Source organism: Halosolutus sp. DAT137 (assembly GCF_059736405.1).
Genome location: NZ_JCAQID010000007.1, coordinates 285,834 through 298,340 on the forward strand (window position 1 = coordinate 285,834; position 12,507 = coordinate 298,340).

General features: G+C 64.2%; 14 protein-coding genes. 6 read left to right on the top strand and 8 right to left on the bottom strand.

Going from position 1 to position 12,507, the window contains the following annotated elements:
* Positions 1–23: 23 nt before the first annotated feature.
* Complete coding sequence (locus tag AC6I6L_RS11020; protein WP_497917811.1) at positions 24–1,373, top strand: outer membrane protein assembly factor BamB family protein; 1,350 nt, start codon at positions 24–26, stop codon at positions 1,371–1,373.
* Between the two features lie 49 nt (positions 1,374–1,422).
* Here the strand turns inward: AC6I6L_RS11020 and AC6I6L_RS11025 are convergent, their stop codons facing one another.
* From AC6I6L_RS11025 to truA, 3 genes are all read right to left on the bottom strand, one after another.
* Complete coding sequence (locus tag AC6I6L_RS11025; protein WP_497917812.1) at positions 1,423–1,746, bottom strand: NifU family protein; 324 nt, start codon at positions 1,744–1,746, stop codon at positions 1,423–1,425.
* Positions 1,747–1,830: 84 nt separating this feature from the next.
* Positions 1,831–2,076 (bottom strand): hypothetical protein, encoded by a 246-nt coding sequence (locus AC6I6L_RS11030; protein ID WP_497917813.1) that lies wholly within the window; start codon positions 2,074–2,076, stop codon positions 1,831–1,833.
* Positions 2,077–2,238: 162 nt separating this feature from the next.
* Positions 2,239–3,123, bottom strand: a complete 885-nt coding sequence (gene truA / locus AC6I6L_RS11035; protein WP_497917814.1) for a tRNA pseudouridine(38-40) synthase TruA — start codon at positions 3,121–3,123, stop codon at positions 2,239–2,241.
* Positions 3,124–3,214: 91 nt separating this feature from the next.
* Between truA and AC6I6L_RS11040 the strand changes: the two genes are divergently transcribed.
* From AC6I6L_RS11040 to AC6I6L_RS11050, 3 genes are all read left to right on the top strand, one after another.
* Positions 3,215–3,478 (top strand): glutathione S-transferase N-terminal domain-containing protein, encoded by a 264-nt coding sequence (locus AC6I6L_RS11040; protein ID WP_497917815.1) that lies wholly within the window; start codon positions 3,215–3,217, stop codon positions 3,476–3,478.
* 99 nt (positions 3,479–3,577) lie between these two features.
* Entirely contained in the window at positions 3,578–3,715 is a 138-nt protein-coding gene (locus AC6I6L_RS11045; RefSeq protein WP_497917816.1) for a DUF7560 family zinc ribbon protein, read from the top strand.
* 198 nt (positions 3,716–3,913) lie between these two features.
* A complete protein-coding gene (locus AC6I6L_RS11050; RefSeq protein WP_497917817.1) occupies positions 3,914–5,494 on the top strand; it encodes a sulfatase in 1,581 nt (526 codons plus the stop codon).
* Positions 5,495–5,587: 93 nt separating this feature from the next.
* Here AC6I6L_RS11050 and AC6I6L_RS11055 read toward each other — a convergent pair whose 3' ends face one another.
* Entirely contained in the window at positions 5,588–6,409 is an 822-nt protein-coding gene (locus AC6I6L_RS11055; protein ID WP_497917818.1) for a DUF6517 family protein, read from the bottom strand.
* Between the two features lie 138 nt (positions 6,410–6,547).
* Positions 6,548–6,694, bottom strand: coding sequence for a DUF7332 family protein (locus AC6I6L_RS11060; protein ID WP_497917819.1), 147 nt, complete (start codon positions 6,692–6,694; stop codon positions 6,548–6,550).
* Between the two features lie 93 nt (positions 6,695–6,787).
* On the opposite strand from AC6I6L_RS11060, the gene AC6I6L_RS11065 reads away from it, so the two are divergent.
* Entirely contained in the window at positions 6,788–7,573 is a 786-nt protein-coding gene (locus AC6I6L_RS11065) for an HpcH/HpaI aldolase family protein (protein ID WP_497917820.1), read from the top strand.
* 83 nt (positions 7,574–7,656) lie between these two features.
* Here AC6I6L_RS11065 and AC6I6L_RS11070 read toward each other — a convergent pair whose 3' ends face one another.
* On the bottom strand, positions 7,657–8,046 hold the full coding sequence (locus AC6I6L_RS11070) for a DCC1-like thiol-disulfide oxidoreductase family protein (RefSeq protein ID WP_497917821.1): 390 nt from the start codon (positions 8,044–8,046) through the stop codon (positions 7,657–7,659).
* Positions 8,047–8,180: 134 nt separating this feature from the next.
* Between AC6I6L_RS11070 and AC6I6L_RS11075 the strand changes: the two genes are divergently transcribed.
* Positions 8,181–9,422, top strand: coding sequence for a hypothetical protein (locus AC6I6L_RS11075; RefSeq protein ID WP_497917822.1), 1,242 nt, complete (start codon positions 8,181–8,183; stop codon positions 9,420–9,422).
* Between the two features lie 680 nt (positions 9,423–10,102).
* On the opposite strand, the gene AC6I6L_RS11080 is transcribed toward AC6I6L_RS11075, so the two are convergent.
* Positions 10,103–10,957, bottom strand: a complete 855-nt coding sequence (locus AC6I6L_RS11080; RefSeq protein ID WP_497917823.1) for a methylenetetrahydrofolate reductase — start codon at positions 10,955–10,957, stop codon at positions 10,103–10,105.
* A gap of 93 nt (positions 10,958–11,050) precedes the next feature.
* Positions 11,051–12,487, bottom strand: coding sequence for a dihydrolipoyl dehydrogenase (gene lpdA, locus AC6I6L_RS11085; protein ID WP_497917824.1), 1,437 nt, complete (start codon positions 12,485–12,487; stop codon positions 11,051–11,053).
* Positions 12,488–12,507: the final 20 nt, after the last annotated feature.

The following is a 12,507-nucleotide window of genomic DNA, read 5'->3' on the forward strand; positions in this document are numbered from 1 at the left end:
AGTACGACCCTCCGAGCGAGACGATGAAACGAACGACGCGACGATCACTCCTCGTCGCCTGTCCCGCGGGACTCGCGATCAGCGCTGGCTGTCTCGGGGACCGAGAGAACGACGGAGAGAGCGATCCGGAACGCGAATCGGAATCGGCCGACGAACCGACGCCGGGCGGCGACGACGTCCACGAGACCTGGCGTTCGTTCCGTGGAGACCCGACGAACAGCGCTGAAAGCGAACAGTCCGTCCCGACCGACGAACCGGGAGTCGCCTGGACCGTCGACGCGCCGGGTGAAGTGCTGACGACGGCAGCCGTCGCTGACGGGATAGCCTACGTCACCGCCGGAGCGACGGTTCAGGCGATCGCAAACGGGGAGACGGTGTGGACGCGCGAACTCGAGCGAGACGTGACCGGATCGCCGGCCGTCACCGACGACGGGATCGTCTGTCCCGCCGGTGAGACGCTCGTCGGCATCGACCGCGAGAGCACCGATCGCTGGGAGATCGATCTCGCCTCTCAACCTGTAGGCGAGATGGGACAGCAGTCGCGGTCTGCGGTGGGATACTCACCGACGATCCTCGACGGGGTGGCGTACGTCAAAACTCCCGACGGTGAGATGGTCGCCGTGTCGCTCGCTGATCGGAGGGTCGCGTGGCGGGCGACGGACGGGAACGAGTGGTCGTTTGCCCAAGAGCGAAGCGGCGGTACCGCTGTCTCCTCGCCCGCGGTAGCCGACGGACTGGTCGTATTCGGGACGAGCGATGGGATCGTCGCGGTCGACGCGACGGACGGCACCACTGCGTGGACCGAATCGACCGACGGCCCGGTAGCCTCCGCCCCGGCGCTCGTCGACGGGACGGTGTACGCAAACGGCCCGGTCCCGATCGCGATCGACGCGGCAAACGGCGAGCGATTGTGGGACGGGACCGACGCTCTCGCGTCTGCACGCGGCGGTTTGAGCGTCTCGTTGCGTCAGGAAATCGCGCCGATGCGACCCTCGCTCGCCGTCGGTGAGGACGTGGTGATCGTCCACGACCCGGACGAGCGGCTAGTTGCGCTCGACCGAACCGACGGAAGCCGACGCTGGGTGCGATCGATCGAAACGGCCGTCTCGACGGCGCGATCGGATCCGACGGCGGCCGACGCGGACCTGATGGCGATTCAGTTTGCGCCCAGTTGGTCGTCCCCGTCGATCGGCGACGGTGCTGTCGTCGTCGGGACGTCCCACGGGATCGTCGCTGCGGGGCTCGACGAGGGCGACGCGAGCTGGCACGTCCCGACTGAGAATCCAGTCGTCGCCTCGCCCGCGCTCGGAAACGGCCTGATCGTCGTCGGCGATCGAGGGGGGACGATCCACGCGATTGCGACCGGGGAGTAGGGTACGAGCCGAGAACGGGGGACGAGCCACGAGCGAACTGGGACGGTGATCAGAACGGGACGTCGTCGGGTACGTTTCGTGGCGTTCCGTCGCCGGCCATCCCGTCGAAGCCGAGAGTAACCGAGACGGTATCGATCGCGTCGACGTCGCCCGGAAGCCGTCGCTGGATGGCCTGCGTCGTCATCGGGCTGATCCCGCAGCCGTCACAGGCTCCGGTAAGGGTAACCTCGACGTGGTGGGCCTCGGGATCGACGGTCGTGATCGCGAAATCGCCGCCGTGAGCCTCGATCTGCGGGAAGTTCCGCCGCAGGAATCGCGCGACGGACGTTCTGATCTCGTCTTCCGGGGATTGTGCCGACGGGGAGTCGCTCATATGCACTCGTAGGGAACCGGACGGGAATAACCCTGTTCACGGCGGTGGCGGTTCGTGGGGTTCGCGATCGGATTCGGTGCCGCGTCAGCCGCGCATCTCGGCATCGATCGCCGTCCGAACCACCCGTGCGAGACCGAGCATCACGGCGAACGAACCCGCGAAGACGATCGCGGCGAACAGGAAAACCCCGATTCCGACTGCACCCGCGTCCGGGTGCGAAAGCAGCGACGAGACGACGAACCGGTAGCTAAGAACCGTGAAGACGATCCCTGCCGCGACGCGAACCGTCGCCCGCCAGTACGCGCCGTACTCCTCCGGCGAGAGTTCCATGCTTCGTCGTGTGCACCCGCCCCTCAAAAACACTTGTACACGGGCCAGACGGTGGGTTAGCGCGGACCGATCGAACGGTCCCGAGCGATCGGTGGCCGCGAAATGGCCCACCGGGCGGTGCCGCGGAGGTGGGCGGGCCGTCGTCGGGTCGCGCCAACGCCTTCAGCGAGCGCCGTCGATCCCGGCGACCAGTTGCCCCGCGACCCTCGCGCCCGTTTTCCGATCGATCCGACGGCGCTCGAACACGGCGCGTGCACTTTCGGCCGCCCGCTCGTCGACTGTGAACACGATGTCGGGGTACGTTACGCCAGTCAGGACGAGCGGTTCGGGCGGCGCGGGCGCGATCCCCTCGTGGCCGGCCAGTGGGTCAGCGGAGAGCACGCGATCGATCCTCTCGATCGGGGTTTCGCCGGTACCGACGGCGCGGGCGAGCGAGACGAGTCGGCGGACGAGTTCGCGAGCGAAGCCGCCCGCCTCGACGGTGAGCACGAGAAACGCGCCGTCGCGCGTCGCTGCGATCGTCGGCGCGCGCTCGGTGTTGTCGTCGTCCGGCGTGAGGTTGTAAAAGTCGTGAGCCCCGGAGAGCGCCTCGCAGGCGGCGTGGAAGCGATCGTCGTCGACCGCGTATCGGTCCTCGAGAAGCGACGCGGGAGCGTCGTCGGTCTCCGCCGTCGGCGCGTACAGATGGTACGTGTACTCCCGGCGGGCAGCGTCGTGAGTCGCGTGAAACGACTGGGGCACGTCCGAAGCCGCCCACGCACGGATGTCCGCGGGGAGTTCGGCGTTGAACGCACGCGGGGTGAGCCAGTCGGGGATCTCGAGCGCGATCGTCTGGGCGAGCGCCGAGACGCCGGCGTCGGTCCGCCCGGCCGCGGCGTACCCCGCGGGCCGATCGGGTCCAGACTCGCCCTCTGTGGCGGGTTCGTAGGCGTCGAGCGATCGGAGCGCATCGAAGATGGCGTCCTCGACGGTAGGGACATCGGGCTGGCGCTGGAAACCGTAGTAGCCGGTGCCGTCGTAGGCGATCCGGAACGCGCGCGGTAGCATCAGTCGGGCACACGGGCGCCGGCCTGTTAGAGACATCGACCTCAGTATGCCTGCTCAAGATTTTCGATCGACAAGAGCTAATTGGAGGTCCATGCTCGAACTGTACCAGGCCGAACGCTGCCCGCACAGTACCCAGGTCCGCGAGAAACTCACCGAACTCGGCGTTTCCTACGCCGCGCACAATCCTCGACTCCCCGGAGACGACGGCGGGGACGTGCGTAACGAGCTGACTCACCGGGCGATGCAGGAAATCGGCGGCGAGGACGCGATCCCGTTTCTCGTCGATACCGATCGTCAGGAGACTCGCTATGAAAGCGATGCGATCGTCGGCTACCTCGAAACGCACTACGAATGATTGCGACGGCGACGAGCAGCCGTCTTAAACGGCCCCGATATCGAGGATAGGAACCCACTCCGATCGCACGCGAACGTAGATGATAGCGGAGGAATTCCCATGACGACACACGAGTTTACCTGCCCCGACTGTTCGGCCCGCCTCCAGTTCGACGACCTCCAGCGATCGGTGACCATCCAGAGCGGCTGTCCGCTCTGCGGTCGGCAGGTCGCCAGCGTGGATTTCGCGACGGGCTAACGGTCACGTGGCCCGCCACTCGAATCGTTCGGCGGCCGGATAACCGATCATCGTGAATCGGAACGAGTCACTTCTCACGTATCCTAGAAACCAGAAAATCGAAGTACTGCGGAGGGATGTGGCCGCTTCGATATCCTGAATCACCTGCATACGCCGGGCGGACGGCCTTTTGCCCGAAAGCTGGAGGTATCCCCACTCATGGGCGAGTCTAACGGACGTGATTCGGAGTCACACACGACCGTGCGGAACGTCGTACTCGTCGTGCTCGATACGGCACGATCGAAAAGCGTCGGTTCGTTTCCGACGGAGCGGTCCCAACCCGGTTCCGAGAGCGGTGACGACGACCCGAGGCCGGCGGTGTCCGCAGCGGATCGCGAACCTGACGAACCGCAACCGACGCCGGCGCTCTCTCGGCTCGCGGCCGAAGGGACTGCCTTCGAGAAGGCGTTCGCGACCGCGCCGTGGACGCTCCCCTCCCACGCGTCGCTGTTCACCGGACTCTACCCGTCAGAGCACGGCACCCACGGCGACCACACCTACCTCGATCCCGACCTGCGAACGCTCCCCGAAGCGTTTGCCGACGCGGGCTATCAGACGATCGGCGTCTCGAACAACACCTGGCTCACCGAGGAGTTTGGGTTTCATCGAGGGTTCGAGGACCTACGGAAGGGCTGGCAGTACATCCAGTCCGACGCGGATATGGGCGCGGTGGTGCGAGGCGAGGACCTCCGCGAGAAGCTGCAGGCGACCCGGAACCGTCTCTTCGACGGCAACCCGGCGGTCAACGCCGCGAACATCCTCTACAGCGAATTCCTCCAGCCCGCGGGCGACGACGGCGCGGCCCGATCGGTCGACTGGATCGAACGCTGGCTCGCCGGTCGAACCGACGAGCGGCCGTTTTTCCTGTTCTGTAATTTCATCGAACCACACGTGAAGTACGATCCGCCCCGAGCGTACGCCGAGCAGTTCCTTCCAGAGGGAACGAGCTACGAGGAGGCGACCGCGATTCGACAGGACCCTCGCGCCTTCGACTGCGAGGACTACGATATCAGCGATCGGGAGTTCGCCATGCTCCGGGGACTCTACCGGGCCGAACTCGCCTACGTCGACGAACAACTCGGACGGCTTCGTCGCGCCCTCGAGGACGCAGGCGAGTGGGACGACACCCTGTTCGTCGTCTGTGGTGATCACGGTGAGCACATCGGGGAGCACGGCTTTTTCGGCCACCAGTACAACCTCTACGACACCCTCATCAACGTCCCGCTGGTGATCCACGGCGGGCCGTTCACCGACGGCGGCCGACGTCAGGACCTCGTGCAACTGCTCGACTTGCCCGCGACGCTACTGGAGACGGTCAGCGTTGACGACCCCGCCCTCCTCGAACAGGGGTCGAGTCGATCGCTACACCCGGATTCTGACGCCGAGTCGCGAGACAAAATCGTCGCCGAGTACGTCGCCCCCCAGCCGTCGATCGAACGCCTCGAAGCCCGCTTTGGCGAGATTCCCGATCGCGTCCGGCGGTTCGATCGACGGCTCCGGGCCGTCCGAACCCACGAGTACAAGTACGTCTGCGGCGACGACGGCTTCGAGCGTCTGCACCACCTGCCGACCGACCCCGCCGAGCGTACGAACATTCTCGACGAGATGCCCGATCGGGCGGCGATGTTCAGGAAGCACCTCGACGCCCGATTCGATCCGCTCGAGGAGTCACAGTCGAGCGGGGCGGTCGAGATGCGCGCCGGAACGAAAGAGCGGTTGGCCGATCTGGGGTATCTGTGAGCGCAGGCGGACAGTTCGGGCCCGGACGAACGGTTCGAGGCCGGAACAGGCGGTTCGAGAGCGAAAAGACAGTTCGAGCGCGAACAGGCGGCCTTACAGCGGGTTCGAGACGTCCAGTCCGATCCCGTCGTCGTCTTCGTCACCGTTCGATCCGTCGTCCGAGTCGTTGCCGCCGTCGTCACCGTCCGCACTGCTATCGTCGCCGCTTCCGTCGTCTCCGCCGTCATCACTGTCGCTGTCGCCCCCGTCTTCGCCACCGGTACTTGCAGACTCGTCGGCTTCTTCGACGATCGCGGCGACGAGGTCCTGGACGTTCGATTCCTCCTGGGACTGGAACTGCTGTGGGTAGACCGCGATCGCGACGAGGAGATCGTTCTCGGTTTCGACGGCTTCCGTCGCGTGCAAGTAAACGTCGACGTCCTGTCCTTCGAACTGGGCGGCCCCGCTGAACCGGGACATCGTCGTCTCCTGCTCGAGGATCGTCGCATCCGTGTCGTCGTCGTGACTGATGTCGTCGATCGCGTCGTAGTTATCGTCGACCAGTTCGACCAGTTCCGTCGTCGACATCTCCTCGACCGGGTTGAACTCCCGCCCGGCGATCGAGATTTGCGGCGTCGTCAGGAGCATGAACACCGCAGCGCGGGACTCGCCCAGCAGCCCCAGATCGACGGCTTTCTCGTGTTCGGTGAGGTAGTTCGTCGCGGTAACCGTCTCCGAGTACGGGCCGAGTTCGAACGATTCCTCGATCTCGATCGGGTCGATCTTGGTCTGTTCGTAGCCGGTTTCGTCGCGGACGGCCGGTTCGACGCCGGCAGGCTTCGATTCGTGGGAATCGAGTCCGGCGAGGCCGAGACAGCCAGCCAGACTTGCGAGTCCGAGACTTCCGGCACCGGCCAGAACGGTTCTGCGGTTCATCTTGCCGGCTCTATTTGTTCAGTGACCATGAGTTTGTTGGGTACGGGACAATCAGGACGGTTCGAAACCGTCACGATGGCTCGGTCGTGGTATGGGACTGTCGGGAATGGTCTCCGATCGAAAGCCGGGCGACCGTCCTCAGCAGTCCATCGGGCTGGTGACGAACTCCCGGAATCCGTCGCCGGCGTACTCGAGGCCGGCGGCGACTTCGACGATGCGATCCCCGGCGGTCGATCCGATGATCTCGGCACCGATCGAGGCGGGTAACTCATCGCCCGCTGGCACGATGAATTGGATATGGCGGCAGCCCAGACGGCCACGGGTGGTTGGAACAGGCCCCGCCAAGGTTTATTGAGGTCAATCTGGTCCGTCACGTGCATGAGCTCTTCACCGCGATCGAACGCGCTTCGCGAGACGCTCGCAACCGACGAGGTCGCTCTCGGCGTCCTCGACGGGACGTACAGCCCGACGCTCGTCGAGTTCTACGGCGAACTCGGCCTCGACTTCGTCTGGATCGACCTCGAGCACGCCGGTCCGAGTCCGTTCGACGGCGATCGGATGAACGACCTGCTGCGGGCCGCGGACGTCTCGGGGACGGAACTGCTCGTTCGGATTCCCGAACCCGATCCGGGAATGGTCCGGAAGGCGCTCGACGCCGGCGCTCGGAACCTTTTCGTCTCGCGGGTCGAGACCGCGGCGGACGCTCGTCGAGTCGTCGAAGCCTCCCGATTCCGGTACGACGGCGAGCCCGGCAAACGCGGCTTCGCGAATCCGCGCGCGAGCCGATGGGGGATGGCGGACAACTACGTCGACACCGAGGACGAGGAGATCGTCGTCGGCGTCACGATCGAGAACCCGACGGCGATCGACAACATCGACGAAATTCTCTCCGTGCCAGAACTGGGGTTCGTCTTCGCCGGCCCGCTCGATCTGGCCGTCTCGCTCGGCCACCCCGGCGAGCCGACCCACGAGGAGGTGCAAGCGGCCGTCGAGGAGATTCGAGCGGCCGCGATCGACGCGGACGTTCCGCTGGGCGGGCTCGGCTTCGGAATGGACGACGTCAACGCGAAGGCCGACGCGGGATACCAGATTCTGAATCTTGGCAGTACGACCGGCGCGTTGCAAGGGGTGGTTCGATCGTGGCTCGACGAATACGAAGGGTAAGTCGAGGCCGCCTCTGGGGACACCTGTCCCACGACCTGTCGCGACTCACACGACCTGTCGCGACTCACACGACCTGTCGCGACTCACTCCTCTTCCCGTGACGTGCGTCGCGCCGGTGGCGTCTTCGAAAGAACGCTGCCGAAGAGATCACGGTTGTCCGCGATCAGCCTGTAGGCCTTCTCACGGAAGCGTTCGTAATCCTCGAAGTTATGCAGAAAGCCGACGATCTCGATGGCGGGGATCGCGAGGTCTGCCCGTCTCGCGGCCTCCTCGATCGACGCCCCACAGGAGTACACCCGCTCTTCCGTCACGAAGTGCGAACACTCCTCGTAGTTTGCCGGCAGTCGGTCGCGAAGCTCCGGGGTGAGGTCGCTGTAGCCGACGACGCGGACGGCCGATCGATCGTCGAAGTAGTCGGCCCACCACGTACAGAAGCCACAGTCGTCGTCGAAAACGAGCGTCGGGTCGGGCATACCGCCACCAACGCGGCCGAGCCACTACCGTCTGGCCCCGATCGTCGATCACAGCAAAACCGTCGCCGCCGCGGAGAGCCCTTCCGCTCCCGAATCGTCAGAACATTATTAGGGGTCCTGACCAATCGAAGCCCATGAGCGCTGGGGTTCGATCGCTGTCGGAACCGTACGTGCTGGCCCACACGAAGCAGGTGCTCTTTCCCGACAAGAGCGACTCCGAGTCGTACGTCGTGGCTGACACCCAGTTTTCGCAGGCGGAGTGGATCCCCGGACGCCCCGTCGATCCCGACGTGCGGGATCGGCTGGCTCCGTTCAACCACGTCCGAATCGGGAGCGGCTACCCCGATCTCGTGGGCGTACGAACCCTCGAATCGGAACTCCTCGCAGTCGATCGCGTCGGCGACGAGCCGCCGTTGATCGCGGTCGAGGCGAAAGGTGAGACCAGCACCGGAGTCGATACGCGCCGCGGGATCGTCCAGGCGTACGACCGACTCCACGAGGCCAACGCGGCCTACCTCGCCGCGCCGGTCGATGCGATCGTACAGACCGATCGAACCCTCGCCCGAGAACTGAACGTCGGCGTTCTGGGCGTCGATCGGAGCGGAGCGGTAGACGTTCTCGAGGTTCCTCGAGTCGTCGGCAGTCGGACGACGACCGAGGCGAGCGCGATCCGGTTTCAGGCCGGTGCCCAGGGCGTCGCCGACAACTCCTTCGGACTGAACCATCCGAAAAACTACCTCGGCTACCCGCTCGCTCACTACGCCGACGGCGACACCGCGACGCTGCTGTCCGAGTACAAGGTCGTCAGTGCAGTCGACAGCGCCAGGCAGGGGGCCGCATTTCTCGGCCTGATCGAGGACGGGACTCGCGTCGAACTCACGCCGCTCGGGCGAGAAGTCGTGCGATTCGCGCTGGCACGCTATGGCACCGTCGAAGCGGCGCTCGCGGCGTTCGTGGACTGGTACCGATCGTCGAAGCGCTTCATCGACATCGCACCCGCGTGGGGACGGCTCGCTCGCCAGGTCGTCTTCGAGTATCCGGCGACGGAGTTACTCGTCACGGAACTCCAGACGATGCACGACGACTGGCAGCCCGAACCGACGCTCGTCGAGCTGGTCGAGCACATGCACGAACTGCATCCGTCGTTCGCCGTGGAACTGTTCGTCCGCGGCGACGACGACGTGCGAAGCCGGGTGCTGACCGAAGACGGCGACCTACGGACGGTCCCACTCGAGGACGGCAGCGTCTATCACTCGCCGACGGTCTTCCAGCTCAAGGCGATGCTGTACCACACCGGGATTCTGACCGATCGAGGGACTGAACCCAGCCGGCTCGAGCCGACCGAAGACGTCTGGGCGCTTCGCAATCCAGTCTGATATCGCGACGAACTCGTTTCAAGTCGATCGTCGCGAGAACGGCACTCGTCGACAGTTCGTCTCCAACACATCAAAAGAAACGGTATAAAAGTTTATTATAGAGTTCCAGAGGGAAGCTCGAACGATTTCCACATAGTACTTTTCAATGGTAGTTTATTTTGATTGATGCGTTCGCACTCGCTCGAGAGTCGGGACACGGACAGGGTCGGAGCCGATCGCAGGTGCGCGAGTTCGTCGGTAACGAGTCGTCGCTCGATGACAGCATAACTCGGCATATATCTTCCGTAAATAGGACAAAGTGCTACTATCGCTATATTTCATCAGTTAAATCACAATAGTAGTGATTTTGAGGTAGAATTGAAAAATCGTGCAATCGCAGACCACGGCCAAAATCAGGTGCGCGTTCGCCGCGTAGCAACGTGCTCTCGGAAAGAAATTTACTCGCGAGTGGCAACTGATATACTCACAAATCGAACAGGTAATTGATACGGTAACTGGTGGGTAAGAACACGCTGAATGATCGCGGCTTTCACCCCGTAAATGAAAACTCTGTAAATGTTTATTATCCGTGGGTTGGCAGGTTGCAGACTCGTCTCGGAACAGTCGTTTCGGATCATACATTCGCCGTCGGCAACATGGCCGAGTTACGCCATCGAGACCGCACCCGCAGGGGCCGATCGTTACCCGTCGAGACGATCGCGCCGCCAGGACTCGGTTGGGGCCGTCCGGTTGAACGTGTAGAAGCGGGCCCTACCCAGATTGTATCGCTGGTCGTCGTGGTACGGCGCGATCGTGGCGACCATGTCGTCCGGCATGTATCGCCCGCCCGATTCGAAGAACGTCCGGACGAATCCGAAGACCCCCATCGTCTTGCTAATGAATCGGAGTGGCTCGGTAAAGCCCCACTCCCTGCAGAGTTTCAGCAGTTTCAGATAGTGTATCACGCCCGGAATGCCAACCTCGACCGGAAGGTCAACTCCACGGTCACGTACCGTGACGATCCACTCGAGGATCGCCGTCGATTCGAGGGTCAACTGCGTGGTGATGTACGTCGCATACGTCGCTTTTTGTGCCATGGCCTCGGCGAGTACCCCGTCGTCGATCGTCTCATGTCCGGTCGGATAGCCGGCGATGCCGACCTCCTCGAAGGAGTGTCCCATCTCTTCGAGGGCAACGAGCATCTCGTACGCCGACGAGAACTCACCGACTGGTTCGTCACGGTCGCCACCCGGAACGAAGACGTTCGTTACGCCGGCGTTCTGTAATCGCGTCACGACCGCGTCGAGTTCAGCCCGGTCCGCGATGAATCGCGGTGCGACGTGCGGAACGACCTCGTACCCCTGGGCGGCAGCCTGTTCGGCGCATTCGATCGTCGGTTCGACACCGAGATCCGGAAGCAGAGCGACCGCGATCGTCGCCCCGTCCGGCAAATGCACGAGCGCGTCCTCGAATCCGGTGGCGGGCATCAAATCGTAGACGGCGTCCTCGAGGAACGCTTCCTCGACGTCGCTGTCTGTGTCCGTTGGTCTCCCCATCTGTGACACAGGTTCACATGTCGAAGTGATAAATCCACCGAGCCAATCCGGTCGACTGTCGGGCTGACGCCCGCACAGATTCGACCCCGGCGATCAGGTCGTATGAATCGCGTCGCCGCAGATGTCGAGTGCCGCCTCCTCCAGTCCTTCGGCCAGCGTCGGATGGGCGTGAACCGTGCTGGTGAGATCGGAGACGGAGAGATCGTTCGACACGGCGAGGCTGATCTCCGCGAGTAGTTCGGAGGCTTCGTGGCCGACGATCTGTCCACCGAGGACGCGATCGGACGTATCGTCGGCGACGATTCGTACGAAGCCCTCGCGGGCGTTCGCCGTCAGCGCCCGCCCGTTGGCCCGAAACGGAAACGTGCCCACGACGGGATCGTACCCCTGTTCGGCGGCAGTCGCCGGGGTGTGCCCGACCGTCGCGATTTCGGGGTCGGTGAACACGACCGCTGGAATCGTCGTCGCCGGACGGGACGACTCCCCGGTCGCGATCGCGTCTGCGACGTGTTTGCCTTCCTCGCTGGCCGCGTGGGCGAGCAACGGCTCACCGGCAACGTCGCCGACCGCGAACACACGATCGTTCGACGTCCTGAACCGATCGGTCGTTCGGATATAGCCCGTCGAGTCGACGGCGATATCCGCACGCTCGAGTCGAAGCGAGTCGGTCGCGGGCGTTCGGCCGACGGCGACCAGCACCGCGTCTCCGATCAGGGATTCGGCTCCCTCGCCGTCGTCCGCGCTGTCGGCTGATTCGAGTTCGACCCGGACGGAACCGTCGTCGGTTTCGGTCCAGTCCGTCGCCATCCGGCCGAACTCGAACTCGATGCCGAGGCCCGCCGCGTTTCGCTCGACCGGGGCAGTCAACTCGTCGTCGTATCCCGGCAACACGCCGTCCAGCGCCTCGACAACAGATACCTCGGCACCCAGTTTCGCAAACGCGGTCGACAGTTCCATGCCGATGTATCCGGCCCCGACCACGACGAGACTATCGGGGATTGCGTCCAGGTCGAGCACCTGTTTCGCGTCCAGTATCGGATCGTCGGCAAACGAAAATCCCGGGAGTTCGATCGGTTTGCTTCCCGTCGCGACGATCGCACGGTCGAACCGTATCCGCTCGCGCGTGCCGTCGGCCGCGGTGACGATGACCGACTCCTCGTCAGCGAACGCCGCCTCCCCTTCGACGAGCGAGACGCCGGCTCCGTCACAGAGCATCTCGACGCCTTTCGTGAGCCGGCGGACGATTCCATCGTTCCACCGACGGAGCTCCTCGAAATCGACGGTGACGTCCGTGTGAACCCCGATTCGATCGGCGCTCCTGGCGGTCTCCGCGACCGTCGCCGCGTGAATAATGGCTTTCGAGGGGATGCAACCGTGATTCAAACAGGTGCCGCCGAACGCGTCTCGTTCGATGAGTGTCACGTCGAGGCCCAGTTGGCCCGCCCGGATCGCGGCGACGTAGCCGGCCGGTCCGGCTCCGATGATGAGTAGTTCCGTTGCTGTCGTCGTGGGTGCGGCGTCGCGAGTCATACTGTGTACGTGGAGATCGA